This window comes from Nostoc sp. NMS7, assembly GCF_017115085.1.
Taxonomy (GTDB): domain Bacteria; phylum Cyanobacteriota; class Cyanobacteriia; order Cyanobacteriales; family Nostocaceae; genus Nostoc.
This window is the reverse complement of the sequence record NZ_JABXKJ010000225.1, coordinates 1-25805: the sequence shown is the minus strand read 5'-3', so window position 1 is coordinate 25805 and position 25805 is coordinate 1. Positions and strand designations below refer to the sequence as shown.

Annotated in this window: 33 protein-coding genes; 19 read left to right on the top strand and 14 right to left on the bottom strand. The window is 44.4% G+C overall.

Annotation, left to right across the window (positions count from 1 at the left end; genetic code table 11):
• Nucleotides 1–884 (top strand): hypothetical protein (locus HWQ38_RS27705; protein WP_292800275.1); only part of this gene is annotated, 884 nt, incomplete at its 5' end.
• Nucleotides 885–1136: 252 nt separating this feature from the next.
• Here the strand turns inward: HWQ38_RS27705 and HWQ38_RS27700 are convergent.
• A complete protein-coding gene (locus HWQ38_RS27700; RefSeq protein WP_292800272.1) occupies nt 1137–1313 on the bottom strand; it encodes a hypothetical protein in 177 nt (58 codons plus the stop codon).
• A 533-nt stretch (nt 1314–1846) separates the two neighbouring features.
• Here HWQ38_RS27700 and HWQ38_RS27695 point away from each other — a divergent pair.
• The 4 genes from HWQ38_RS27695 to HWQ38_RS27680 all read left to right on the top strand — a co-directional run bounded on the left by HWQ38_RS27695 (nt 1847) and on the right by HWQ38_RS27680 (nt 8960).
• Nucleotides 1847–2437 carry a ribbon-helix-helix domain-containing protein gene (locus tag HWQ38_RS27695; RefSeq protein WP_292800269.1) on the top strand — a complete coding sequence of 197 codons (591 nt, stop codon included), beginning with the start codon at nt 1847–1849 and terminating at the stop codon, nt 2435–2437.
• A 379-nt stretch (nt 2438–2816) separates the two neighbouring features.
• The gene (locus HWQ38_RS27690; protein ID WP_292800267.1) at nt 2817–3065 is read left to right on the top strand and encodes a helix-turn-helix transcriptional regulator; all 249 of its coding nucleotides are present in this window, start codon (nt 2817–2819) and stop codon (nt 3063–3065) included.
• A 51-nt stretch (nt 3066–3116) separates the two neighbouring features.
• Nucleotides 3117–6155: a BPTD_3080 family restriction endonuclease gene (locus HWQ38_RS27685; protein ID WP_292800264.1), complete on the top strand. Its 3039-nt coding sequence runs from the start codon at nt 3117–3119 to the stop codon at nt 6153–6155.
• A 27-nt stretch (nt 6156–6182) separates the two neighbouring features.
• On the top strand, nt 6183–8960 hold the full coding sequence (locus HWQ38_RS27680; protein ID WP_292800261.1) for a site-specific DNA-methyltransferase: 2778 nt from the start codon (nt 6183–6185) through the stop codon (nt 8958–8960).
• Between the two features lie 703 nt (nt 8961–9663).
• Here HWQ38_RS27680 and HWQ38_RS27675 read toward each other — a convergent pair.
• The 3 genes from HWQ38_RS27675 to HWQ38_RS27665 all read right to left on the bottom strand — a co-directional run bounded on the left by HWQ38_RS27675 (nt 9664) and on the right by HWQ38_RS27665 (nt 14323).
• Nucleotides 9664–10269, bottom strand: coding sequence for a hypothetical protein (locus tag HWQ38_RS27675; protein WP_292800258.1), 606 nt, complete (start codon nt 10267–10269; stop codon nt 9664–9666).
• A 560-nt stretch (nt 10270–10829) separates the two neighbouring features.
• Entirely contained in the window at nt 10830–14126 is a 3297-nt protein-coding gene (locus HWQ38_RS27670; protein WP_292800255.1) for a DUF3987 domain-containing protein, read from the bottom strand.
• Nucleotides 14123–14323 (bottom strand): hypothetical protein, encoded by a 201-nt coding sequence (locus tag HWQ38_RS27665; RefSeq protein WP_292800252.1) that lies wholly within the window; start codon nt 14321–14323, stop codon nt 14123–14125. The genes HWQ38_RS27670 and HWQ38_RS27665 overlap by 4 nt, the downstream gene beginning before the upstream one ends.
• Before the next feature lie 644 nt (nt 14324–14967).
• Here HWQ38_RS27665 and HWQ38_RS27660 point away from each other — a divergent pair.
• A complete protein-coding gene (locus HWQ38_RS27660; RefSeq protein ID WP_292800249.1) occupies nt 14968–15264 on the top strand; it encodes a hypothetical protein in 297 nt (98 codons plus the stop codon).
• On the opposite strand, the gene HWQ38_RS27655 is transcribed toward HWQ38_RS27660, so the two are convergent.
• Genes HWQ38_RS27655 through HWQ38_RS27640 form a run of 4 tightly spaced genes read right to left on the bottom strand, consistent with a single transcriptional unit; the run spans nt 15229 to nt 16089 of the window.
• The gene (locus HWQ38_RS27655) at nt 15229–15405 is read right to left on the bottom strand and encodes a hypothetical protein (RefSeq protein WP_292800246.1); all 177 of its coding nucleotides are present in this window, start codon (nt 15403–15405) and stop codon (nt 15229–15231) included. The two genes, HWQ38_RS27660 and HWQ38_RS27655, sit on opposite strands and share 36 nt — an antisense overlap.
• Nucleotides 15402–15716, bottom strand: coding sequence for a hypothetical protein (locus HWQ38_RS27650; protein WP_292800244.1), 315 nt, complete (start codon nt 15714–15716; stop codon nt 15402–15404). The genes HWQ38_RS27655 and HWQ38_RS27650 overlap by 4 nt, the downstream gene beginning before the upstream one ends.
• Nucleotides 15713–15892 carry a CopG family transcriptional regulator gene (locus tag HWQ38_RS27645; protein ID WP_292800241.1) on the bottom strand — a complete coding sequence of 60 codons (180 nt, stop codon included), beginning with the start codon at nt 15890–15892 and terminating at the stop codon, nt 15713–15715. Before HWQ38_RS27645 ends, HWQ38_RS27650 begins: the two co-directional genes overlap by 4 nt.
• Before the next feature lie 11 nt (nt 15893–15903).
• A complete protein-coding gene (locus HWQ38_RS27640) occupies nt 15904–16089 on the bottom strand; it encodes a plasmid partition protein ParG (RefSeq protein ID WP_292800239.1) in 186 nt (61 codons plus the stop codon).
• A gap of 220 nt (nt 16090–16309) precedes the next feature.
• Between HWQ38_RS27640 and HWQ38_RS27635 the strand changes: the two genes are divergently transcribed.
• The 5 genes from HWQ38_RS27635 (at nt 16310) to HWQ38_RS27615 (ending at nt 19047) form a co-directional block, all read left to right on the top strand.
• Nucleotides 16310–16672, top strand: coding sequence for a hypothetical protein (locus HWQ38_RS27635; RefSeq protein ID WP_292800237.1), 363 nt, complete (start codon nt 16310–16312; stop codon nt 16670–16672).
• 269 nt (nt 16673–16941) lie between these two features.
• A complete protein-coding gene (locus HWQ38_RS27630; RefSeq protein WP_292800234.1) occupies nt 16942–17202 on the top strand; it encodes a hypothetical protein in 261 nt (86 codons plus the stop codon).
• A gap of 36 nt (nt 17203–17238) precedes the next feature.
• On the top strand, nt 17239–17421 hold the full coding sequence (locus tag HWQ38_RS27625) for a hypothetical protein (RefSeq protein ID WP_292800232.1): 183 nt from the start codon (nt 17239–17241) through the stop codon (nt 17419–17421).
• Nucleotides 17408–17791 (top strand): hypothetical protein, encoded by a 384-nt coding sequence (locus HWQ38_RS27620; protein ID WP_292800229.1) that lies wholly within the window; start codon nt 17408–17410, stop codon nt 17789–17791. The genes HWQ38_RS27625 and HWQ38_RS27620 overlap by 14 nt, the downstream gene beginning before the upstream one ends.
• Complete coding sequence (locus HWQ38_RS27615; protein ID WP_292800226.1) at nt 17788–19047, top strand: hypothetical protein; 1260 nt, start codon at nt 17788–17790, stop codon at nt 19045–19047. Before HWQ38_RS27620 ends, HWQ38_RS27615 begins: the two co-directional genes overlap by 4 nt.
• Before the next feature lie 298 nt (nt 19048–19345).
• On the opposite strand, the gene HWQ38_RS27610 is transcribed toward HWQ38_RS27615, so the two are convergent.
• From HWQ38_RS27610 to HWQ38_RS27595, 4 genes are all read right to left on the bottom strand, one after another.
• Nucleotides 19346–19519: a hypothetical protein gene (locus HWQ38_RS27610; protein WP_292800223.1), complete on the bottom strand. Its 174-nt coding sequence runs from the start codon at nt 19517–19519 to the stop codon at nt 19346–19348.
• Nucleotides 19520–19527: 8 nt separating this feature from the next.
• A complete protein-coding gene (locus HWQ38_RS27605) occupies nt 19528–19956 on the bottom strand; it encodes a hypothetical protein (RefSeq protein ID WP_292800220.1) in 429 nt (142 codons plus the stop codon).
• Nucleotides 19957–20220: 264 nt separating this feature from the next.
• On the bottom strand, nt 20221–20535 hold the full coding sequence (locus HWQ38_RS27600; protein ID WP_292800217.1) for a hypothetical protein: 315 nt from the start codon (nt 20533–20535) through the stop codon (nt 20221–20223).
• Nucleotides 20504–20719 carry a hypothetical protein gene (locus HWQ38_RS27595; protein WP_292800214.1) on the bottom strand — a complete coding sequence of 72 codons (216 nt, stop codon included), beginning with the start codon at nt 20717–20719 and terminating at the stop codon, nt 20504–20506. Before HWQ38_RS27595 ends, HWQ38_RS27600 begins: the two co-directional genes overlap by 32 nt.
• Nucleotides 20720–20851: 132 nt before the next feature.
• Here HWQ38_RS27595 and HWQ38_RS27590 point away from each other — a divergent pair, with 132 nt between their 5' ends.
• The 3 genes from HWQ38_RS27590 (at nt 20852) to HWQ38_RS27580 (ending at nt 22123) form a co-directional block, all read left to right on the top strand.
• Nucleotides 20852–21208 (top strand): PadR family transcriptional regulator, encoded by a 357-nt coding sequence (locus HWQ38_RS27590; protein WP_292800211.1) that lies wholly within the window; start codon nt 20852–20854, stop codon nt 21206–21208.
• A gap of 4 nt (nt 21209–21212) precedes the next feature.
• Nucleotides 21213–21803, top strand: coding sequence for a hypothetical protein (locus HWQ38_RS27585; protein WP_292800207.1), 591 nt, complete (start codon nt 21213–21215; stop codon nt 21801–21803).
• Nucleotides 21804–21931: 128 nt separating this feature from the next.
• Entirely contained in the window at nt 21932–22123 is a 192-nt protein-coding gene (locus HWQ38_RS27580) for a hypothetical protein (protein WP_292800204.1), read from the top strand.
• Here the strand turns inward: HWQ38_RS27580 and HWQ38_RS27575 are convergent.
• Nucleotides 22112–22252, bottom strand: coding sequence for a hypothetical protein (locus tag HWQ38_RS27575; RefSeq protein ID WP_292800201.1), 141 nt, complete (start codon nt 22250–22252; stop codon nt 22112–22114). The genes HWQ38_RS27580 and HWQ38_RS27575 overlap by 12 nt on opposite strands.
• A gap of 114 nt (nt 22253–22366) precedes the next feature.
• Between HWQ38_RS27575 and HWQ38_RS27570 the strand changes: the two genes are divergently transcribed.
• A complete protein-coding gene (locus HWQ38_RS27570) occupies nt 22367–23371 on the top strand; it encodes a tyrosine-type recombinase/integrase (RefSeq protein ID WP_292800198.1) in 1005 nt (334 codons plus the stop codon).
• A gap of 2 nt (nt 23372–23373) precedes the next feature.
• Nucleotides 23374–24534, top strand: a complete 1161-nt coding sequence (locus HWQ38_RS27565; RefSeq protein WP_292800195.1) for a pentapeptide repeat-containing protein — start codon at nt 23374–23376, stop codon at nt 24532–24534.
• A gap of 32 nt (nt 24535–24566) precedes the next feature.
• Here the strand turns inward: HWQ38_RS27565 and HWQ38_RS27560 are convergent, their stop codons facing one another.
• Nucleotides 24567–24737, bottom strand: a complete 171-nt coding sequence (locus HWQ38_RS27560; RefSeq protein ID WP_292800192.1) for a hypothetical protein — start codon at nt 24735–24737, stop codon at nt 24567–24569.
• Between HWQ38_RS27560 and HWQ38_RS27555 the strand changes: the two genes are divergently transcribed.
• The 3 genes from HWQ38_RS27555 to HWQ38_RS27545 all read left to right on the top strand — a co-directional run.
• Nucleotides 24738–25052 carry a hypothetical protein gene (locus HWQ38_RS27555; protein ID WP_292800190.1) on the top strand — a complete coding sequence of 105 codons (315 nt, stop codon included), beginning with the start codon at nt 24738–24740 and terminating at the stop codon, nt 25050–25052.
• A 138-nt stretch (nt 25053–25190) separates the two neighbouring features.
• Entirely contained in the window at nt 25191–25409 is a 219-nt protein-coding gene (locus tag HWQ38_RS27550) for a helix-turn-helix domain-containing protein (protein WP_292800187.1), read from the top strand.
• A 25-nt stretch (nt 25410–25434) separates the two neighbouring features.
• A partial coding sequence (locus HWQ38_RS27545; protein WP_292800184.1) for a GIY-YIG nuclease family protein occupies nt 25435–25805 on the top strand: 371 nt, incomplete at its 3' end.

The window sequence follows — 25805 nt, the reverse complement described above, 5'->3', positions numbered from 1 at the left end:
TAAATTTTGACCATTTCTGGGATAATTTAGATTCGACTGGTATTAAAGGGCACTGTTACTACAATGGCTCTCCTACTTTAAATATTTTGTTTGAAATTCATAAGCAAAAACTATTGGACAGGCAAGATAGAAGTCTTTGCAAGTTAGATAAGATGCATGTACTAGCGTGCTTGGCGATACTCTATGAGTCTGTGGTTGATTCTAAGGGATTTCATGAAATTGAATTTATTGTAAATACAGTAATGGAACATGAAATCCAATCTATAAATCATTTGCTACCAATAACATCAAACCAAATTAAAAAGAGCGCCACAAATTTCTTTAAGAGTCCAGATAAAATAAGATTTTTGAAAAAGTATCAGAATCTTGGCGTCAAAAATGCACATGATATAGGAAAAATGATTCTGACTAATCAAGAGTTTTTGATTGGTATATTGTCCGGCGCGAGGTTAAGGCTGCTAGGCAAAAACCTTATTGAAAAATATAATTTAGAAATGTCCGTGAGTTTGCCTACCAAACAAATGCTAAATTCCAATGGATTTGGCAAAGCTCCCTACGATAAAACTAAAAAGCTTGATGAAGTAAATTCATATTTATCAGAAAAACTTGAAAACTTTTCTAATTCGCTTGTAACCGATGAGGATAGAAGTTTTGCTGAATTATTTTACTCAAAAATGTTTTTACAGCAGATATCCATGAGTAGTAGACTTCGTAAAAATATCTGTGATAACTATATGAATGGTGTAACACAGCCTGAAAGCTTTCACTGTAAATTGTCCACAGGTATTTTGCTAGGCGCAAGAATGGCTATACTGAGGCGTAATTTAGAAAAAAGCTACAAGGAATTTACTGTTCCAAACACTGGTATTTTTGGCGGGCTATAAGCAAGAATATTATTCTCTAAAGGTGAATTCATGAGCGATCACCTAACCGCCCCTACTCCTGCGACTATCAGCGTTTGCAAATTTAATCTAAGTGGTGTGAAAACTTTCATTATGGCATCAATTAAAAAAAGCCAGCAGTGCAGCCGGCTCAAGAGTGTCATATTTGCAATGGAATTATGATGTGAGTATAATCGATACTGCTTTGGAGAGAGGGGCGATCGCCTGCTACCTTAAGCAAAGGCAGGGCTAAGACTAATCATGCAGATCAGCATCAATACTCCTCATACGCGAAACCACGAGATCCAAAGGTTGTTTCACAGATTCAATCAATTCTAAGAGATCACCGTCAGCAGAAAACTTCTCTGCTAATTCAGCTAACTTGGCAAGTTCACATTGAGCTTCGATAAGATGAGATATAGATTTTTCCATATTTAGGTACCAAGAGTTTGAAGCGTGCAACTCTAATAGCACCAAAATAAGACCTTCTTACTTTATTATACACAGTAATTGACAGAATTTACATAATACTGTACTTCTTCCAAGAAGAAGTTAAACGCTCATCAGTGAAAATCACAAAACAATCGAAGTAACAGGCGCGGGTAGGGAGAAGGAAGATACTGTTGGCGAAAGTGTTACAAACGCATAAACAAAAGTGTTACAACTAAAAGCCGCAACGACAGATTGAAGGTTTGAGCTTAAGTAATACTTGAAAACACAACTATGTATTATATTCGCCAACAGTATCCGTATCCCGGCTGAACCCCTCCTTGAGTCTCAAGCTCTTTCATACCAATTAGACAGCTAGGGGGTAAAAACTAAATTGTTTGAGTTGGGCATTGGTCGAGTAGACCCAATGGAAGACGTGCATGGCTAAATCAGGATATCAACGGGTGAAAGAATGGCGCGATCGCATCCCCCATCTGCTACCATCATGAGTTAACTCCAGTTAACCCAGTTAACCCATGCCTCAGAAGCAACGCCCGCTAATCGCTGCGAAGATTCACCCTCAACAGATGCAAGAAGTAGACCAAATATGCCAGCAGACAGGGAAAAGCCGCAGCCAGATTTTACAAGAGGCGATCGCTCTCTACTTGGGTAAACCCGAAGTTAACCAAGTTAACCAAGTAGGGGAGAGAGTAGAAGCGTTAGAGGAAGGCATGAAAGCGGTTAACCAGCAGTTAACCCAGTTAACCCAAGCCATAGAAGACTTAACGCAAAAAATGGGCAGCAAAACACCCCCAGAGTTAACTGAGTTAACTAATGGGTTAACTCAGTTAACCAAACAGCCAGTTAAATCAAAACCAGCTACCCCAAAGCAGGTAACGGCACAAGAGGACGGCGAGTGGATGAGCAGCGGTGAGGCTTTCCGATACCTTGGAGGAGATCCAAACGACTTGCACACCAAAGTAACTTCAGCGAGCGGTCGCACGGTTGGTTTTCGGGGATTCCGCAAGATTCAAGACCTAGAAGAATACAAGGATTTTGGCTTGGAATACCACTTCGAGCAGCATGGAAAGCTGACAAAAGCGAAGTTCCGCCCGATTGTTAGATGAGGCTAGCGTTTCCTGTCAGATCCTAGTTCGTCCAGTTTTTTCTGGATGTTCAGAAAAAGCGATTGACTCTGCCAGTGCGATTAGCTGCATCGTCTCGAACGGTATCCCTATCCCGGCTGAACCCCAACTCCAATCCAATTTTTCAAACGAGTAGAATTTTTGGCGGATAACGAACAGTATCGTGAATAGTCGCGTGTCCTAACCAGCCTTGGATATCCCTGGTAGGCACTTCCCCTTATACAAATATTCACCACAACAAAAATAATTAACGCTTAGAACATAAATTAAGCATTATTACTGAGGGTAATTTGTAAAATAAGTGCGTTTATATATAGTGTGATATATCACCCATTACGTCATGTAGTGGTTTTTGATCTAGATGGCTACCCAAAAACCTTTGGTAATAAATCAACCAGAAGTTGGCAAGCTCATCCGTGAAATTCGCATATTAACCAGTCTGACACAGGAACAGTTCGCAGCCAAACTTGGCGTTACATATCCAACGGTTAACCGTTGGGAAAATTCACGCGCCAAACCGTCGCCACTGGCTATACAGAAAATTGAGAATCTGTTGCAGGAGATGGGTGAACAGGGACGAGAAGTGTTAGCGAAGTATTGTGCGAAGTAGATGAGCTTGCCGACGCAAAACAAGTATTAAAAGTCTAGGAGAAGCGTGTCGGTGAAGCAAGTCGTCATTGAAAACCCCATTATTAACTCAGCCTTTTCTGAACCTAAGCAACATTTCCAATTTGATGACGATGGCATCACTGATAATATTGTTGAATCCCGACGCATAAGCCATTACTTCATTCCCATTGCTCCACCGAAAAAGAAAGGTAAACAGAGTCAACAACTTGAACTAGACCTGGATGGCGAATGGACACAAGCCCGTGTCAAGCCAAATGAATTTATCAATTATGTGCGTGGAAAGGTGGGGCTGTGGAGACGTGGTGGTTATGTGGGCATTACCCCTACTACACGGCGATTACTGGAATATTGGCAAAATCCAGAGCGAGAAAGAAAGCTGTATTTCTGCCAAATTGAAGCTCTAGAGACGGTCATTTACATTACTGAAGTGGCGAAGAAGTACGGTGATAACTGGACTGAGAATCAGTTGCGCCAATTCAACGCAGATGCCAACCCGCTACTGTCTCGCATCGCTTGCAAAATGGCGACAGGTAGCGGTAAAACACTTGTGATGTCGATGATGATTGCTTGGCACACCCTTAATAAGATTGCCAACCCTCAAAATCGACTGTTTAGCGATGCCTTTTTGGTTGTTACACCAGGAATTACAGTGCGCGATCGCTTGCGGGTTCTCCAGCCCAATGATTCAGAAAACTACTATAAAAAAATGGATTTGGTGCCACCGGATTTAATGCCGGAACTGGATAAAGCCAAGATTGTAATTACTAACTATCACGCCTTTCAATTGCGAGAACTCAACAGTGCTGGCAAGCTGACCAAGGATATTCTCTCTCAAGGTAAATATTGCGCCTTTACTGAAACACCAGATCAGATGGTGCGGCGTGTTTGTAAGGCTTTAGGCAATAAGAAAAACATCATCGTTATTAATGATGAGGCTCACCACTGTTATCGTCGGCGTGTTGGTGCTGATGATGATGTAAAGCTCAAAGGAGATGACCGCAAAGAATCTGAGAAACGGAATACTGAAGCAAGGCGATGGATTTCTGGCATTGAAGCGATTACCGCAAAAATTGGTGTCAAGGTTATTTATGACCTTTCTGCTACACCTTTCTTCTTGAAAGGTTCTGGATATCCAGAAAGTAATTTATTTCCTTGGGTGGTGTCAGACTTTTCTTTAATTGATGCCATTGAATCGGGTATTGTCAAAATCCCCCGTGTGCCTGTGTCAGATGACAACATGAAGGGGGAACTGCCAACTTATAGAAGTATCTGGCCTTTGATTCGTGACCATCTTCCAAAAAAAGGACGTGGCACTCAAGATGAAAGTAAATCAACACCTGACCCCAAACTCCCCAAAGAATTAGAGGGAGCATTACAAAGTCTCTACAGTAACTATGAAAAAGCTTACCAGCAGTGGGAGCAAAATACAGAGGCTCAAGCCAGAGGTTTAACACCACCTGTATTTATTGTAGTCTGTAATAATACCAGTGTTTCTAAGTTGGTTTATGATTACGTCTGCGGTTGGGATACTGGTAAAACAACTCCAGACGAAAAACCAGTTTTAGCACCAGGGAGACTAAAACTATTTAGTAACGTTGAAAACGGTAACTGGTCAGCTAGACCTAACACCATTCTGGTAGACAGTGAGCAGTTAGAGTCAGGTGAAGCCATGAGTGCTGATTTTAAGAAAATAGCAGCACGGGAAATTGAGGAATTTAAAGCTGAGTACCGAAAACGCTATCCAGGACAAGACCCAGAAAAAATTAGCTCAGAAGAACTGCTGCGAGAGGTGCTTAATACAGTTGGTAAACCAGGCAAGTTGGGTGAACAAATCCGGTGTGTGATTTCTGTTTCAATGCTAACTGAGGGATGGGACGCTAACACTGTTACTCACATTTTGGGAGTGAGGGCATTTGGTACACAGTTATTATGTGAGCAGGTAGTAGGGCGGGGACTGCGACGGATAAGTTATGCAGTTAATGATCAGGGGATGTATGAACCAGAATATGCAGAGGTTTACGGCGTTCCCTTTGCTTTTATTCCTTGTGCTGGTGCTAACAAGAAACCTAAACCTGGACTTTTACCTACTCGTGTCCGTGCCTTAGAAGAACGCATTGATTTAGAGATTACTTTCCCGCGATTAACAGGTTATCGCTACGACATTACCCAAAAACAACTCAGTGCTAATTTTACCGATGATTGCAAATATCCTATTTCTCCCTCTGATATACCCACATTTACAGTCAATGCTCCCATTGTTGGGCAGTCCAGTGTTCACACATTGGATGAATTGCGATCGCGGCGGGAACAAGAAGTGGCGTTTCTGCTGGCAAAGTTAACTTTAGAGAAATATTTCCGAGGGGATGGTATACAAAAAACTGACAAACCCAAAGAACATATTTTTGATGCTGACGTGCAAGCTTGGTTGTTTCCCCAAGTCTTGCGAATCAGTAAAGAGTGGATGCAACAGTGTGTTACCTATAAAGGCAATACTTACCCTCAGTTACTACTATTAACTGAGTTTGCCCATGATGCAGCAGATTGCATTTACCGAGCGATCGCATCTGGGGAAGCGCAAAAATCCTTAAAACCAACTCTGCGACCCTATGACACCTTTGGTTCTACTCGTTATCTAGACTTTGACACAGCCCGTCCGGTTTATGCCACTGACCCCAACAAGTGCCATATCTCCCACGTAGTAGCTGATACCGATAGCTGGGAACAGAAGACAGCACAGGTGTTTGAAGAAATGGATGAAGTAGTCTGCTATGTCAAAAATCATAACCTGGGATTTACAATTCCCTACACCATTAACGGGGATCAAAAGAATTACATTCCTGATTTTATCGTGCGAATCCAAGACCAAAACAGGCATAAAGACCCGTTGAACCTGATTGTAGAGGTTTCAGGAGAAGCGCGGAAAGATAAAGCCGCTAAAGTTTCTACTGCTAGAAGTCTTTGGATACCAGCAGTAAATAATCATGGCAGTTTAGGACGTTGGGAATTTTTAGAAATTTCTGACCCGTGGGATACCCAGAATACTATTCGTCATGCTCTCAGTCATGGGTAATTAACTAATTAATTAAAGGTATTATTTATGGCTAAGAAGAAAAGTCTATCATCGACCCCAATTGAAACTGTTAAACACCAAGACAAACGGGCTAACATTCCCACTGAAGAATTAAAAGACTTCATGGCAGATGAGCAGAAGAAACCCAAAGTTATTCTTTACCCCCGTGATACCTCACTAGATCCTCAGTTAGTCTGGAAAGGCAAGGATGAGCAAGACCAGCACCCCTTGGAAGTCCCAGCTTTACCGATGTACATCCAAGAGAAGGTTCACCCCCAGTCCATTATTCAAGAATTTCGTACCTATAGTCAAAAGCAACAGTCTGAAGTTCAGTTAAGTTTATTTAGTGACTTCAATGGGTTAAAGTTTGACCAACTGATTGATTTTTATCAGCACAAAGAAGGGGTCAAATGGGCAAACCGGATGATTCTAGGTGATTCATTGTTGGTAATGAATTCATTGGCAGAGAAGGAGGGTTTAAAGGGGAAAGTGCAGATGATTTATCTTGACCCTCCTTATGGGATTAAGTTTGGTTCTAACTGGCAGGTTTCGACTAAGAAGCGGGATGTGAAAGACGGTAGTGTTGGGGATGCAACGAGACAACCGGAACAGATTAAGGCATTCCGTGACACTTGGGAATTAGGAATTAATTCTTATTTAGCTTATTTGCGAGATCGTTTAGTGGTGGCAAGAGAGTTACTGACAGAGACAGGTAGTATCTTTGTACAGATTGGAGATGAAAATGTTCACTTAGTAAGGAATTTACTGGATGAAATATTCGGTAGAGAAAATTTTGTCAGTCAAATTTGCTTTTCTAAAAGTGGTGGATTAGGTAGCAACTTCTTATATGGAACTTTTGATTATATACTTTGGTATAGTAAAAATAAGTTAAATCTTAAATATCGTCAACTGTTTATAGAAAAAGAAATTGGTGGTGAAGGAACATCAAAATACAGTTACCTTGAGCTATTATCTGGCGAACGCAGACCTTTAAGTAAACGAGAAAAAGATAACTTAGAATTAATACCTGAACAAGCACGAGTTTTCCGCCTTGATAATACAACATCACAAGGTAACGAAGTTGTTACTTTTAAGTTTAGAGGAAAGAGATATGCAGGGGGATGGAAAACTAATCTTCCTGGAATGGAACGTTTAACATTGTGTCAAAGAATTGTTCCTTCTAGCAACTCTTTAAACTATGTTCGCTATCTCAAGGATTTTACCGCATATCCTATTAATAATTACTGGTCAATAGGAGGTATACAAAGTAGAACAGATCCAAAGGTTTATGTTGTACAGACAGCAACGGAGGCAATAAAACGTTGTATTTTAATGACTAGTGACCCAGGTGATTTAGTTCTAGACCCGACCTGTGGTAGTGGTACAACAGCCTATGTTGCAGAGCAATGGGGAAGGCGTTGGATCAGTATTGATACTAGCCGTGTTGCTCTAGCACTAGCAAGAACTCGTCTTATGTCAGCCCAATATCCTTACTATTTACTCACTGATTCATCCGAAGGCATCCAGAAAGAATCCGAAATCACCGGACAGCTTCAACAAATACAAGGAAAATTAGAAGCTAATATCAGAAAAGGCTTTGTTTACAAGCGAGTTCCCCACGTAACTTTGGGAGCGATCGCTAATAATCCAGAAATTGACACCATCCATGCAGAATGGCAGCAGCAGCTAGACCCTATCCACACCCAACTAAACCAACTGCTTAAAAAATCCTGGGAAGAATGGGAAATCCCCCGCGAACCGGAAGCGAAATGGTCACAGGAAGCAAAAGAGCAACTGGCTAATTGGTGGGAGTTGCGACAAAAGCGCCAAAAAGAAATTGATGATGCGATCGCTCATCATGCTGACACTGAAATCCTTTATGACCAACCCTATGAAGATAATAAACGACTACGGGTAACTGGCCCCTTCACTGTTGAAAGCTTATCACCTCACCGTGTCCTATCCATAGACGATGAACGCCCCGCATCAGAAGCAGAAGGGCAACAGCAAGCATCTGACCAGTTTGAAATCAGGATTATTGAAAACCTGAAAAAAGCAGGTGTGCAAAACACAATTAAAAACGAACGCCTGAAATTTGACTTCCTAGAACCTCATGCTGGTACTTGGCTACAGGCAACAGGGGAGTATACAGATAAAGATGAAATAGTCAAACGGGTAGCTGTTTCCATTGGGCCAGAATACGGCACTGTTGGCAGTGAGCAAATTAAAGAAGCTGCCAAGGAAGCCGTCAAAGGAGTAGGGTATCATCTGCTGATTGTTTGCGGCTTTGGATTTGACCCTGGCGTTGCGGAAGAATCCAAGCGGTATGGCAACCTGACGGTTTTAACTACTCGCATGAATGCTGACTTACTGCTGGGTGATGAACTTCTCAAAAAAACGGGTGCTGGCAATTTGTTTATGGTGTTTGGTGAACCAGATATTGAAGTCAAACATCAAAATGACCAATTGGTGGTGACACTCAACGGTTTAGATATTTACGACCCCACTACTGGTGAAATTCGTAGCAGTTCTACCAATGACATCGCCTGCTGGTTCATTGACACCAACTACAACGGCGAAAGCTTTTTTGTACGCCATGCCTACTTTACAGGGGCTGACCAACCCTATGAAAAATTGAAACGTGCGCTCAAAGCTGAGGTTGATGAAGATGCTTGGTCAGCACTCTATTCCACCACTAGCCGTCCCTTTGACCCACCTAAAGGTAAAAGTGACAAGCCTGGGGAGATTGCCATTAAAGTAATTAACCACTACGGCGATGAAGTATTGAAGGTTTATCAGGTTTAGTGATGAGCGATGACCGATAGATAGATGGATGCCTAAACCAGAAAGTAGTGGGTTGTATTTGCCGGGGTAGTTCTAGGGGAAAGGGGGGCTGGGAGGTGATAAACCTCCGGTTCGCTTTAGCGAACGCCGAAGGTGGGCGTTTCGCCATCGCATCTGTGCGGGAAATAACTTGTTAACAAGTTTCTTGCTTCTGGGGGAAAGATGGGGCGATCGCCACCGCTAAAACTTTTGAAAATAAAATTTTTTGGTCGATTGTAAGCGCTACATCTAATGCGCTCCCCGTCGCGCACCTAAAAGGCGTCACCGTGCCAAAACGGGAAAATCGTACGCTAAGGCTGAACGTCTTTGTCTGTCTAGATTTGAGGTGTTAATTTTTTTGTTGGTGCAGAGTATTGGTAGTACTCTGCACCATCTGGAAGTTCCTAATTCGAGTCAAAAATGAAGAATAGAGGTATGCCGTTTGCTCAAAACAAGGTATTTTCATAGCATTCAGGTTAGTCTCAATTCCTTAGCGTACGATTTTCCCAAATTGGCACAGTGATGCCTAAAAGAAAAAAAGGTATCTGCCGGGGCATCGCGTGAATAGTTCGTTTGTCAATTCTCGCTCTCGAAATTTTTCAGAAAATTCTTCAACTGAGAAGATATCTTGATCTGCCTTTTCAAGGCAACCATGAAGGCGCTCCGCATCCCGTGTTTATAGCTATTACGAGCGCTTATCGCTTTCCCCTCTAGCGTCACTGGCCCTGCGCTGTACTGCCACGGTCGCCACTGCTGTATCAATTGCCTCTGCCTCTCCCTTGCTTGTAAAGTCCACCTGGGCATGGTTACTCGCCTCTATTCGCTCTTTTAGTTCTTGCTGTTTTATTTCCAACTGGTTGAGTTGTTGATTTACGTAGCTTTTGATAAACTGCGTGGGCTTTTTGGGGTTTTTGATTTCATGCAGCAGCGCTATGCACTTCCGCATTTCGGCTTGGCATTTTAGGCTGATGTTCGCAAACTCTAAAGGGAGCTGGGGCAAAGCTTGCAGCACTTGTGGGGCATCGTACCCGCCGATCGCTTTATTCATAAAATGGGCTGCTAGTGTGTTGAGCATTGCGATTTGAGAATGCAAAATAAATTCGATATCTGACCAGTTATTGTCTGTGGTGTTTTTCGTGCGCTCTAAAACACCATCGAGGATAGCGATGAAATTTTCCGCTTCGGGGGGAAGCTTGGCAACACGAGCCATTACCTGGCTTTGACTGAATCCAGGAGATGAGAAGTCTCTCAAATGGGCTTTGTCGCTGGCTTCGTTCTTTTTTTTACTCATTGGGGGAATCCGCGATCGCTACACATAAACAGTTTTACGCGAAATTTTAGTCCCATTTCTTAGCATTTCTTACGAACTACATCATGTAACCCGCGATGCCTACGTGCCGGGGTAAATATAGCGTAGCTGACACTGGAGGCAAGATAGCCTGAAAGTATTAATTTATAAGCTTTTTTAATGTTGCTTTTTGATAAATCATCCAAGCCTTGTTTGCTTCTTGTAAGAGTTGGCTATAACGAAATCATAAGAGTTTCAGTCCTGTTATTGGCATACTACAAACCTCAGTTTTAGGTAAATTTGTATTATCTTGCCCCTGGTGTCAGCTTGGCTATATCTACGCCGTGCCGGTGCATAGTTTTACTGGGCGGCTGCACTCACTTTGCCTTCGCTTTTTTTATGGGCGAATGGGGGGCAAATAGCTGGATTGCTTACAGCAAGCTAGTCCTAGCGATGGGGGAATAGGGGGGGGCGAAATGGGGGAATAGGGGGCGAATGGGGGGGGAATCCGCGATCGCACTTTCAGCAACTCAAGGATTCCGCAATTCGGGCATCGAAAATACTCATTCTTGGATTTCTTCCAACATCGAGGCTGGGCATAAGTGCGATCGCAAGTGTGCAGGTAAAGATTGATCGTGAAATTGGATACTGCATTCTCCATCCGCTTTGACATAACGCACAGTAGCGGTTAGCCCGTCACGAGTTGACCCAAGGCACTTGAACCGAACAGTTGCACCCTTGGCGACGACTACCTTGGCTTTTAGCGCGATCGCTTCGGCTTCAGGTGAAAAAGTAGGCGATTCTGAATTAGTAGGACAAAAAGTAGACGGGGGGTCTACTTTTTCAGATTGCCCCAATAAAGTAGTTTCAGCCTCCAGAGGCTCAACTTGAATAGGCTCAGTAGACAAAAATAGGCCAAAAATAGACGGGGGGTCTATTTTTTCAACGCTGTCTGTACATGGGTTACACGCCTTTTCGCAAAAAGTCGGCGGCGAGTCTATAAAAATGGCTTTCTCAGATTGTCCATTCTCTGTAGTTGCGGCCTCCTGATGGGTAGGGTCAGATTGTCCGTTTTGTGTTTTTGTAGGTTCTTGATGGGTAGGTTTGAAGTCTACTATGTCTACTTTTTTTTGTAACCCTTCATTCATAAGGTTTTCAGGAATAGGCGGGGGGTCTATTTTTGGCCTATTTTTGTCTATTAAGTCTACTATTCCAGTTGAGTAGCTAAACTCTACCTTTATCCCCATGCCGCGTGTTTGCCCAAAACCCAGTGCCTCAGCTTCCCGCATCCACGATCGCACCACATCAGCAGTAGGCCGAGATTTAGTGTTGTATGACCTTTGGATGTCGCTAGCTTTGAGCCAGCCATTACCAGTGTTTGCCTCACGGCGCTTGGATAACTCAATCATCTTGGCGATGTGTGGGGCAATCCCTTCATCAAACGTGGAATAAAGGAGCTTTGTTTGCCCAATGAAGAAATTCATTAGTGCGATCGCTTCCTTCATCCGCTCTACTGGAATTTCAGTAGACATAGTAGGCTTGCCATTAGCAAGCTCGTGTAAAACGTGCAGGTTTAGCGCTAAACGCCCTGTGTACCCCTCCGCTTTTGAGTAAGTCGCCCTCATGCCTGGGTGGGGGTGCGACTCGCGCATTTGTTCAAGCTTGTTGTAGTATGGCTGGTAGGCTCTAAATGCTTCCCTTGTCAGGGTGTATTGCCGTGCTGAGGTATTGTGAAGCTTGCGGTAAATTCCTGCTAGCAGGTCTACTATGTCTACTCCCGATCCATCGTCGTCACCAAGAACTGATGCGGCTAACGGCTGCTGGACATACAGGAATCTTGCCCACTGACCATCTGGATCATCGCAGTTTCGCATGATGGAACGGATCACGTCTGGCTGAATTGTCCCAAATATGCTCAGGTAAATCTTTTCGACATCGACCTTAACACCAGAGGAACGCAGCACAGTTTGACCCGTTCCGTCGTAATAACTTAGTAAGTCTTGCTTGTCAGAACCACGACCGCCCCGGTATTTGTCAGCTGAGTTAAAAAAGCCTGCTAACTCGTCTACTAGCGCATATAAAGACTTCCTGGGTGCGTTTTGGGCTTGCTGTTTAATACCTTCCCCGTTGGCATCCGTAAAATAGAAAATTGGGGCTTTTGCTGGTTCTATTGGTTTAGAATCTGTGAATTTTTCACCCTTGGGTGTATCGGCTTTCTGTTTCTCCCAATCTTCTAAATCAATTTGGTATTGTTCCAAATTCGACTGATAAACTTCCCGCGCTTCTCTCTTCAGCACAGCCAGTGGTTTGGAGACGATTTGGCGAGTGATGGGCGATTTTTTCTGTCCAGACTCAGCAACCATCGCCGCCATGATAGTTGGTGGCACTGTAAAACCTTGCGTTTTGTGGATCACCAATTCAGTACCGACCTCGTGCAGACTAGAAGTAGTTGCTAGTAATGCCAGCAAGATAGTTTCTGCCCGAACATTTAACTGCTCAGAATACTGGCTTAAGGGGACGGCTAACGTTTGAGGCAGATAATCAGATAGTTTTAGCGTCCCCTCGCCTAGCTTAATAAGTCTGTCAATTTCAGATTGATGGTCAACACGGGCATCGACCGTCTCATGTTCAGATTCGAGGTTTTTTGCTAATTTCTCAAGCTCTTTTATGGGTACGCACTCTTTTTGAGATAGTTTAATCAGCGCTTCTTGGTATTCTGATTGCGTTTTTGTTCGGTGCATTATTTGGAGAACACGATCTCGTAGCTCCAGAGTAGTCGGTGGAGTCCCACCGCCGTTACCAGTCCCACCAAATTGAATAACATTACTGCTACTAAAACTCCTACCACTGGGCTTTGACCCCTGATTTCTCTGCCACGCTTTGACACAGTTCAGAATTGCGTCATCTGTTAGCGTTGCCGTGGGGTTGGAAGCGATCGCTGATTTCCAGACTTGCTCCGCTTCCTTATCCTCAAGGGGTGGGGTGCAATGAAAGCGATAATTGTTAAATAAATCTCTGGCGTTTTCTGTATATGCAATCCCCAAATAGGGTAAACGCACTTCGGCACCAATTAGACTACAGGCCAACTTGTAGCCTGTAGTGTTCCGTCCTCCTTCCGTCGCTCCACCTATTACCAATTCACGATCCGCTTTGGGAATGCACTCAATTAAAGGCACGGGTACATCTAAAAAAGTGGATAAAGGTAGTGGCAATGATGGGGATACAGTTTTTTGTTGAGTTGGGACGATTGACCTCATCTCCTCAAATTTATAACGAGTGCCTGACTCAGACACAATTAATGATGGATTAACGCCCTTGCTTGAAAGGTGGTAGCAACCTGCTAACCGCATTACTCTTGATGGATTCTTTAAACTGCGATCGCCATCTGCAAATTCCAATAAGTCACTTTGCAGCGATCGCCAACTACTTGGATCTATTGGCTCGTTAAAAACCCAGTAGGAATGAATTGATTTTCCGCCAGTGTCCACCTGAAACGTTGGCTCAGGCAAACCCTTGGATTGCCATAAACTAAGCTGCAAATCCTTGGAGAGATTGTCATGCTCGTAGAAAATGGCGCGGCAAGTTTCTACTTCTGCGTCCGTCTGCCCCCCGCCGTTGACCACCAAATAAATACCCCTACCCTCGTTTTGAAATCTCTCGGCAGTTTGGGCTATTGATTCAATGGTGGTATGGTTTGTTTTTCGCCCCCCGCCGTCGCGCTGGGGTGGGTCGTTACTGGGATAGAAGGCTCTCAGAAAAACCTTCTCACCTGGCTTGTAGCCTAGTAACTCTAATTGTTTGGCTATTTGGTGACGGTCAACTTTTAAATTTTTCTCTGGTGCGAATACTTGTGCAATCATGCTGCACCCCCAAAAGCGATCGCTTGGCTCTTGCACCACGAGTAATGATATATTGCTATATAGCTATCAATAGATTGATAGCTATTTTGGTCTTCGTTATTGGCCGATCGCGGTGTAAAGTTAGGGGTGCATACACCCGTTCCATTCGGTGTCCCATTCGGATAGAATAGGGGTACACCCGTATGAAAAATTTTCATATTGTCCTTTTATGGTGTTCCATTTAGCCAGTGTTTCAAGGTTTCTCAGGCGCATGAACACTGGTTGATGGGTGGTTCTAAAACAATAAAACAAAATTTCCTCGGTAGCTTAAGCTACCGAGGGATTTTTGTCTGAGGGGATGAACGCCGGAAAATCGCCGTCAGGTTGTGCCGCGAGAAAATTTAAAACGCACATCCTAATGAGGCCGCTGCGAGTAGTACCCCTTTTTCGAGCTACTAATTCAAGCTCTACAACTACGTCTCGTTTTAATTTCGTACTGATCGCAAGATGATGTTTGCTCATTATTTCATCGATTTATTTAATCATTAATTGAATGATAAATTTCTTTGGATGGTATACCCGCATACTTGCTTCATAATAAATCATAAAATCTGATTTTGGTATCAAAAAAATGGGCTATTGGGGAACCATTCCAAAAATACATAAATTCATGACGATCGCGTCCATCAAGGATTTCAGAGAATCGAGCGTACAGTTGGACAATCAATGATTGTTTATGCAATACACTATTGAAAAATGCCTTACTTTTTGGTTGATTTCAATAAATTATTGCAAGACTATCTTGCATTTTGGTAAGTTTCTGGCGCTTTATAATGTGTGGACGTAGATTTTGGGGGAGGATTTGCGATCCTTATTGCGCGATCGCACCCCCCAAAATGTATCGCACGGATACAAGAATCTGCGATCCTCGGCTATGTTCGTTAAAGTACCGATCGCAAGTGCTGGTATATGGATAAAAGCAATTCCCCGTCACTCAATTGCTCATATATCCCTAAAAACAATTGAGTGCCAAGCATCGCCCAATCCCTCACTTAACTTTTCGCAACTGTTGAAGTATCATGTTGAGTATTATTTTCTAAGTAAGCATCGCCCAATCCCTCACTTAACTTTTCTCTACCCGCAGCGCGATCGCTCTTAATAAATCGGCCAAAATCCTCAAAAAAAATCGGACAACAAGGTGCTGTACAAGTTTTGCGGCTTCAGAGTCTGGCAATTGGTCAACGATGGGTATCACGTCTTCGGCTAACCGATATTCGCGTACTGGCCGCGCTGCACTCACTGACCCTCCTGTTGCCCAAACAAGTATTCAAGAATGCGCTGATTTTCGGTCTGGATTCCCCTAACGACAGCCCGATCCGCTTCTGCGTTTTCAACAAACCGTGTCATCAGTGCTGTCAATTGGTCAAGCCGTTCTTCAGCATTTAGTTGAGCGACTGCCAGACGGTCAACGTTACTTGTTGCCTCTGACATCCGCTCTACTAGGCGATTAATGGATTCGCTGTTTCTTTCAGCCATCCTTGCCGTTGAAATTAGTAACTCTTTGATGGTTTCCATTTCATCCTCCATCCGGTTTAGGCGCTCTGCGGTCATGCTGCCCCCTTGCTTTTCTTAGATAAAGGGGTAGATGGTTTTTGCTTGTCTCTCTCGTTGACAGCTTCAGTAATTAATTTCGCAACAACATAACTGATAGACCTTTCCTCTTCCTGTGACCACTCTTCCAACTTCCGTTTTACGTCGGGTGAAACGTAAGTGGTTACGCTTTCCATGCGCTCTGCGCTCACGCTGCCCCCTTGCGCTTCTTGGGCGAAGAGGATTCCTGTTCAGCTACGTAGTCCCTGACAAAATCTGAGACTACCTCACTCATATTCTTTCCTTGCTTGGCACAAACCGCTTTGAAATTATTGCGTAACGATTCAGGCATAAAGACTCTTAACGAAATAATTTTTTCTTCATCATTAGGCATAGCTGCAAGAAATATTAGTACTGTGCATCTAGCCTATTGTGTCACCACAACCCACTATAGATCGATAGCCAGTAATCGCACAAGTGTTAATGTGTGACATACTGCATATTGTGTTAGTGTATTTCTAAGCGAATAAACGCGCAAAACCTCTATCAAACGGGACTTACAGCCAAGTAACCGTGTCAGATTATCATGTCCTCTCATCACCTAAACCAAGCCTATGGAAGCGACAGACACCGCAAAGAATAACGGTATTACTCAACAAAACAATAGCAACGGAGCGAGTAAACAATTCCAGGACAAGCCAAAGAAAGCCCGTAAACTCGTGGGCATCCCTACGGGCGCAGTGCTTTCATCAATGACCAACGTGCTTTATACCGCCCACGTTGCCAAAGACCCTGTTAACTGGGATGCCATCGAAAATTATCAGCCATTCTCCCCCGCCGCCGATGGTTCCCGATTAATGATCAAAGTTTCAAAAACTAAAGCCGTTGACCTCCGCACCCGCAAAAGCTCACCCGTGGGGTATGGGCAAGCGTACCCAGTCGATTTGTCAACCACTCCCAGCAAGCCAGATTTTTAGAACTGCCCAATAATGACAAGCGATCGCACTCCCTGGCAGTTGGGCGATCGCCTCTCAATGGGTAGTAGTCTCCAGCGATTGAAAACTACGCAACAAGAGAATTATGAACCAATCAGAATATCCAAGCAATGAGATCCACAAAGTTGGATTTCCAGAGGGTCAGTTATTGGCCAATGGGGCCACGCCTGAAGAGTGCGCTGAAATTTCTGCTGCATATCTTCAAGGCAAGCCACTGCCCACAAGCGAGAACGAAGTTATCAACCGAATCAATGACCGACTCACCCAAACCAGCGGCTACGGACAGTCAAGGGTTGGGCAAGCCGATGCAAAGTAGCAGTTTACCGCCTGAATGGTACGAAGCTCAGGCAGAGTTAGCAGCACAAGAACTTGATTTTGATTTGCACCTAGCTGTGTGTGAATCGGAAATCAAGTATGGAATCAGCGCCAGCCTTGAACCAATGCCCCAACCAGATCCACAGCCGCTTGATAACTCGGTTTACAACTTCAACGCGATTCTAGACGCAGATTAACCATCAAGCCCCCTTTTCCCGGGGGCCTCAAGTTTTATGAAAAGTGAAAACAATCTAACTTGGCTACTGATTGCAGTATCAGCGCTAGGTTTCACATTTTGGTATCAAGAGCAGTCAAGCGATCGCCAGTCCAGTATTCAGCAGGTGCAGAAAGATTTTAGTAGCTGCCAATCCGAATTTAAAGCTTTCAAAGACGGGCTGACCTATGGTAGAAAATGAGCAAAAAATAGTAGTCGAGGTTCCAAGCGATGCCTACGGCGGTAAACTACGCGGTTATTCTCCAATTGCTAGTACAGCCGAACTATCGCGGTTAGAGCAATTTAAAAGAGGGTGGTCAGACGCGATCGCACTCCCTGACAATTTACCAGACTTGGCTTTTCACCTTGCGGCACACATAACGATTCCCGCGCTGTTTAGCAGCTGCTGGGTAAGTCTGCCAATGCCTGAATTTCTCCGGCTCTTAGTGTTGGGAGTGCTAGCCGTCGCTGGTGCAGTTCTCTGTTATTTACGGGAAGCAGTGCCAGAGGTAGATAAAGTACTACTGTTTCGCGTGGGGTTAGTGGCGTTGGGGGTGTTACTAGGGCTATGACCGAATTGCACCCGTCACAGCTGAGTCAACACCTACAAATGTACGCCCGTGCCAAGTGGTCATCCTGGGGAAGTTTAGCTATTAGCCTGGGGTTGCTGTCTTTAGGAGTTTCCCTCAGCCCTGGCGTAAAACAGTGTAAGACGTGGTTACTTGGGGCATCAGTCGCCACACTGGAGGTAGGACGACGGCAACGCCACACAGCAAAACTACTGCAAGAATCGCTAGGAGATATCGACCGGGTATCACGCTTAAACTTTCAATCCTGGATGAATAAGCAAACCCAACCCACGGCACAGTTAGCTGTCACAGTCAACGCAATCAATCCCAATTGGCAGCCGGAAAACCTAATTACAGACCCGATAGAGTACGTCAACCGAGTTCAGAAACACGTTGCGCTGGTTGGCGGGACTGGGGACGGGAAATCAACCCAAGCTCAGTACTTCTCAACCCGCATTGGCGGTCAGGTCGTCGTTTATGACGTTGACTCAGCCAAGGGTGATTGGGCATGGGTTCCACCCGACAACCTCATCGGTGATGGGGGATTGCCAGAAGTAAACAAGGCTATGGGTGAGGCGCTCGACCATCTAGAAAAAATGCGAGTGTACCGCAAGACAGTATCTAAAGACGTTCCCCAAGAGTTTGCACGGTTCTACATCGCTGAAGAGTTCCCAGTGCTTGCTGACTGCGACAACGCAAGAGAATGGATCAGACAACACGCTAAGGTAGGACGCAAGCGCAAGCAATTCATCATGGTTTTAGCGCAAAACGACACCGCATCTAACTTTGCACTTGAAGGTGACGCTGATATCCTAGACACTTGCTTTGTGCGTATCCGGCTAGGAAAAAAAGCACAGGACTACGCTCGAACTGCTCTCAAGTCTCCCCAATTGGAGCAATGGCTAAAAACTGGGGGAAAGAAACGGTTTATGGTCGATGATTGCCCGTGTGAACTGGACTTAAGTACTTGGGGCATGGGTGCGACGCAAGAGCCACCTAGTACCAACGACAGCACCAATGACACCCCAACCACGTCACAGCAACCCCTGAATGAATACGAGCAAGCTATCCTCACCTGGGGCCAATCTCACGCGGGGGAACTGCTCAAAGCGCGGACGCTGCAACAGTCCACCCGTCTGTTTGCTGATGTAAGTGCTGAGGATATCCGCATTATCTTTCGAGCAATGGCTGATCGGGGACTGGGGGAAGTCGATGGAATGAGCGATCGCCTTGGTTGGAAGTGGCCAACAGTTGTGTAGACGGTTGCCTACACTTCATCTACAACGTGCCTACAGAAAAGCACTAACCTTTGTATGTGTGAGGTTAGTGCAAATCTTTGCCGAGTGTAGACCGAGCTTTTACCGAGTGTCTACCCCCTATCCTCACGCTATACCCTGTCTACACTTTCTACACTTTCTACAACCCGTCAAGGAGGGGCGTAGACGCCGAAAAACCCACTAAAAGTGGGTTTTGGGCAACTGTAGACACCACCAATGAACCCACCAAAAACGCCCGAAAACCTGATTTCCAAGGCTTTTGGGCGTCTACAGTTGGGAATTACTTACTCTCTAATTCCTTGATGAATGCGTCAATTGCCCTACCCGCCGCCGACTGCCTACCCATTTTCAGTTTGCCGAGAGTGCGATCGGCGGTTCGCCGCAGCGCTTCGCTATCGCGTATTGCCTGATAATCTGGCGGTGCAGCGCGATCGCACTGCCTAGAAGCACCCAACTCAGCTTCTAGTTCTTCGACTTTCCCAAAGTTACAGATAACTGCCTCTGTAACTCTTCAATCTGTATCTGTAACTGTTTTGCTGACTCATTAGTTACAGGTATTTTCTCTGTAACTTTCCTCTGTAACTTGCCAGTCAGTTTTTTGGCGATCGCTTCCAGATTATTAACAGTTAAATCGTGGTCAAGCCCTACATAACACTTGGCCAGTTTACCGCCCGACTTCCGGTAAGCGTACCAGTAGAAAGCATCGCCCTTGGTTGCTTTCTCTTTTCGTACCGTATAGGCTGGCTCACTACTTTTCGGAACATACCGGAATGATTCAGCGCTTCCTAGCCACAAGAGCCAGCGTTCCCAATCATTGCATAAATCGAGTGTTCCCTTACTCGTTTCTATAATGCCTTGCGCCACCGATGACAGTGATGGTTGTCTGCCCATTTTGACCTCTGTAACTATATACCTGTAACTATCATACCTGTAACTAGATAATAGTTACATAGAGAGTTCGGTAATAGTTACCTATTTGTATCTGTAACTATTTATAGGTAACTAGGTGACAGTTACAGATATTTAATAGTATACTTGAGATAGTTACAGAGATAGAAAAAAGCTAATCAAATAAAGACTTTAACGCCTGTTTCTGTAACTAAATTCAAAGGGCGATCGCCCGTACCGTCCAAAGTCAAGCGATCGCCCAATCATTCACCCCCGTAGGAGTAAAAGATGATTCTTAATTGTGCCACTTGCCCATTCTTTCAGCAATCGGTCAACATCCAAAAAATTGGATTCTGCCAGCGCCATGAGGAGGTAGTTAGGGCTAGCGATCGCTCTTGCACGAGCGCTCAACTCATAAAAATATAGTTTGAACGTCCGCAAAGTCAGCGATCGCAGTAGTGCAATCCGCGTGCCAGATGCCGAATTAAAAAGTGGAATAATACCCCGTCGCGGTGATGGGGTTTTATAAAACGCCTCAGTGGAACATAACTTACTTTTTCCATACAGCTTTCCACTGTTCACGAGAACCAAAGCATTGTTCACAGCCTGCGATCGCCTGTTCTCTATTAGGGTGTTTCCATGCTAGATAGTACCAGCCTTGCCCATCGCAATTGTCACACGGCGCTCGGATTAATTTCTCTAGCTTTTCGTTAGGTTGTTTTGCCACTTGATTATGCTCTAAGAATGAAAGTGATCGCTCTGGCACTGCCTTTAAAAGCAGTTCTTAGAGGAAAAGCTAGCTGCGCTCACCATCAAGTTTTAAAGTATCTCTTTCGACAGATAACACTTATATCTTTGTCTAATAGTATATAATGTATAAAGAGTTTAAACAGAAGTTATGAATAAAAGCCGGGATGAAACAGATGGAATTAAGCTTTCCGCTTTGGAGGAGGATATTCTGACCCTCATGGGGACTCAGAAAATGTACGGTCTTGAAATGTTGGAAGGATTGAACAAAGGCAGACCAATCTCAGTTGGATTTGGTAGTTTGTATCCCACATTGAACCGACTTGAAAAAAAGGGATTAATCTCTTGGCAATGGGGTGATGAGCAAGATGAAACAGGAGGTGCGCGTCGTAAGTATTACATAGTAACTGGTTCAGGTCAGAAGGTGCTTCAGGAAGTACAAGATTATCGTAACCAATTAAAGATGCGCTCAATGACAGGTCAACCTGGTTTCGCAGGAGCTTATTAAATCAATGCAGTATCTAACTTTTTGGAAAACGGTAATCAGCAAAATGCCTTATCTAAGCTTGAAGCGGCGGGAGCGGCAGGAGCTGCGGGAGCCGCAGGAGCTGCGGCAGGAGCGGGAGCTGCGGCAGGAGCGGGAGCTGCTGCGGGAGCGGGAGCTGCTGTGGGTGCGGGAGCTGCTGCGGGAGCGGGAGCTGCGGGAGCGGGAGCGGGAGCGGGAGCCGCAGGAGCGGCAGGAGCGGCAGATCCTGCTGTGGGAGCAGCAGGATCTGCAGGAGCGGCTCCTGCGGCAGCAGGATCTGCAGGAGCGGCAGGAGCTGCGGGTGCAGGAGCTGCGGCAGGAGCTGCTTGTCCTAGAAACACCAAATTCATCTTCAGTAGAAGTCAGACAAAAAAGTCATATAAAAGGCTGGCCATCCAAGATTCTTGCTGAAGAATGGCGTGGAGAATTAGAAGCTTTACGCTATAGCTGGCTTAATGAAGGTAAATCTGAAGTTCGGATCAAGATTATGACCGGATTTTGTTTGTTAGGGATGCTCAAAGCCTACTTTCAAATGAAGGTAGAAAATATATGGCTTCCCAACAAAAAGCAAAGTTAAACAGATCAATAGCCTTTGCTTGAGTACCAGTCAAACAAAGGCTATCAATAAAAGTCAGTAACCTAATCTTAGTTGAGTACCAGTCAACCAAAGATTGTTAACAAAATTCAACTGTTGGAGATTGAATCATGCTTCTTTCAATTTTAGCCAAATTAGTCTATAACTCAACCGAACCTGAAAAACCTGATGAAGACCCTGGCAACAAAAAGACCCCTTGGGATTGGCAAAAATGGTTTGAAGTTATGAAGGGTGCGGGTTCTGTTGCGTCTTTGATTCTTTTTGTACTTAAAATCCTTCAGGATTTAGGTCTACTTCCATAAAGCCGGATTGCACCCATTACTTTTTCCGCTTATGGTGAAGGGTGCGATCGCTCTCCACAAATAAAAGCGATCGCGGATTGAAAGTGGCTCATCAAGTCCAAGCGCGTAAGTTTCTGCATGGATGCTCATTTCCCCCTGTAGTCAGCAAACAGTAAACAGCAAACGAACGTTTTACCCCATCACCCGGATGGGGTTTAATAATCTTTGGGTGTTCTCGGAAACAGCGATTATCAAGAACTAATTATGAGTACAAACGAACTATCTGGCGAACTGTCTATTGAAGTTTTACAAGCCTCCCTTGATGCGAAAATTGGGGATAGCTTCTATACCCTCGACACTGACCCCGACGTGCTATCACAACTTTTGGCAGACAAGCGATCTGAGAACACCCGCCTAGCCTATGAAAAAGATATCAATGATTTTCTCAAGGTAATGACGGGCAAGCCTGCCACACCTGATGTTGTGCTGGAGTTTCTTCACCTTGAGCAAAAGCAGGCGATCTCTGTGGTGTTGAAGTACAAAGCACAAATGATCCGCAAGGGGTTAAAAGAAGCCACTGTTAACCGACGACTGGCAGCGCTCAAAAGTCTGGTAGTGACCGGGCGGAAGTTGGGTGTGTGCGATTTCAGTCTAGAAGATGTAGAAAGCGAACGGGTGCAAAAGTACCGCGATACATCGGGAATTGACCGGGCAACATTTGAAGTGATTCTCAACCAGTGCAATTTATCCACCGCCAAGGGTAAGCGTGACTATGCCTTACTCAGGCTGCTTTGGGGGAATGCTTTGAGGCGTAACGAGGTCAGCCAGTTGAATATTATTGATTTTGATCCTGAGACTAAAACACTGCGAATCTTGGGTAAGGGAAGGGGAACCCAGACTGAGGTAATCGACCTGGGAACGGGAACAGTGCAAGCAATTAATGAATGGTTAGCAACTAGAACCAATGTGCTACACGATTCCCCGTTATTCGTGTCACTGGACTATGCCACTGGGGGCCACAGGCTAACCGGGGACGGCATCCGCAAAATGCTAGTGAAACTATGCAACAAAGCAGGCATCAAAAAGCAGATGTCACCTCACCGCATCCGGCACAGTGCAATTACCGCCGCCCTTGATGCCACTGATGGAAACGTGCGGAAAGTGCAAAAACTCAGCCGTCACCGCAAGCTGGATACATTAATGATTTACGACGATAACCGCCACAAGGATCAGCGAGACATTACCCAGTTGCTTGATGAGATGTTTTAGAGATGATAAAAAACTTCTTGTTTACCAAGCGAAAATTACTGATAGGTGTTGCTGTTGTAGCTGGAGTTATTGCAATTTATTCTGTGCTGTATCGGTTTGAGTGGTCAGGATTTGGCCCAGACTCGAATAAATCAGTGAGTACAGAGGAAGCAATAAATCCTAAAGATGGGAAGATTATCAAGCTCAAGAAAGAAACTGAAAACTTTCAATCTGCCAAGACGTTATGGGATTGGTTGCAACTTTTTGGCGTGATTGCTATTCCATTAGCACTATTCTATTTTGAACGAAGGGAACAAAGGCGTTCTGATCAACGCGCTCAAGAGGAGAAAACCCAGGTTGAAGAACAAGCTAAACGTGAGAAAGCTAACCAGGAAGAACAAGCTAAACGCGAGAAAGAAATAGCAGACAACAATTTACACGAGCAGGCTTTAGAGGCTTATATTGACCGAATGTCAGAACTGCTGATTGATAAAGAACTAAAAGTATTGATTGATAAAAAATTAAAAGAATCAGACTCCGAATACCAGAAGCTAGATGCAGCACTTGATATAGTGCGTGCCAGAACATTATCAGTGTTGCGAAGGTTGGATCAGGATGGAGAACGAAAGGGAAGCGTTATTCGTTTTCTAGTTGATGCAGAACTTATAAACAATCTGGATTTGAACGGAAGAACTTTGGATTTGAACGGTGCCAACCTAATTGGTGCCAACCTCTTAGGGGGTGACAACCTCAGCAGTGCCAACCTCTGGCGTGCCAACCTCAGCCGTGCCAACCTCTGGCGTGCCTACCTCAGCCGTGCCAACCTCAGTAGTGCCAACCTCGAAGGTGCCATCCTCGAAGGTGCCATCCTCGAAGGTGCCTACCTCAGTAGTGCCAACCTCAGCGGTGCCATCCTCGAAGGTGCCTACCTAATTGATGCCAACCTCAGCAGTGCAAACCTCGAAGGTGCCAACCTTAGCAGTGCAAACCTCGAAGGTGCTAACCTCAGCAGTGCAAACCTCGAAGGTGCCTACCTAATTGATGCCAACCTCAGCAGTACCAACCTCGAAGTTGCTAAAAAGCTAACTCCTGAGCAAGTTAAATCTGCCAGCAATTGGGAGCTATCAAAATACAACAAGGAATTTCGCGCCAAGCTTGGTTTACTGCCGGAGCCAGATGAGTAAACTATCACTTGTTGACGTGTATACAATTTAATTTAATACGTAATCTTTGCCACATGAAAACGATCGCTATTGTCTCTCGCAAGGGAGGCGCAGGTAAAGCCAATCGGCTTTGTCCCGTTGTAGGCGATCGCCGATTCTAGTTCGTTCCTCTTCAAACCTTGTTCGTCGATAATTTTCTGGATATCCAGAAAAACTGATCGCACATGAATATTGACATCTGCATTCCCAGTCACTTAAGAATCTTCTATCACAATCAAGGACGCTGGCAGCATATAAAGGGTGAATCTTTTTACAACCCGCTTGGTGAGCCACCGGATCTTGAGTTTGCCACCCGTAAATATGATATTTCGCGTGAAAAGTTGGTAATTGAGTTATTTCGAGTCAATGGTGGAAAGCCAGGTTATTACATTAGCGATCTCAAGCAAAAGCGATTTTATTATTGCGGGGATAATTCTGATTCAGTTCACGCGCAACTGCGATCGCTTGGTATCGGGCGGGATGATCCAATGGAGAATTAGTTCTTAAAAGGGGCGAGCAAGCGATCGCCTTTTGTTATACTTATTTTACCACTTAGCTAGTTTCCTATGTAAACAGTTAACTATGAGGCTAGTAGATTGTTGATATCCTAAAGGTGTAGTTGAAGCGTGGAAGATGCAATGAAGGTAACGATTAACCTTGACCCGTTTTGGACAGAGGATTTAACCAATGACAAGGTTGCAAAGGCGATCGGGGTTCATATTAATAGCATCAGTAATCTTAGGAAAGGAAATGTAGACAGGTGCAAGTTAGAAACGCTTGTTAAACTGAAAGATTTTTTCTCTGAGAAGACTGGAAAATCGTTGTGGATTGAAGACCTGATTAATATCCAGGAATAGTCAATAAATGTTAGGGTGTGGAGGCATGGATTTATTAACAATTAATAAACAAATAAATAGCATAAAAGATGTCAAATGTGGGAGAGGAGGAAATGTTTATTTAATTTGGGCAATGGGCACAAACCGTTATAAAATTGGACGTTCATCATGTATATATTCTAGATATGAAGTACTAAATAACCAATCTCCTTTTCCTTTACAAGTACTAAGTCATTTTTGGACTATTGACGCACCTACAGACGAAAACTTGTACCATAGATACTATAAACAATACCGCCAGCACGGTGAGTGGTTTGATTTTTCTTCGATAGTGGAAAATCATGGAATAGAAGCAAATGAATTAAATTTTGACCATTTCTGGGATAATTTAGATTCGACTGGTATTAAAGGGCACTG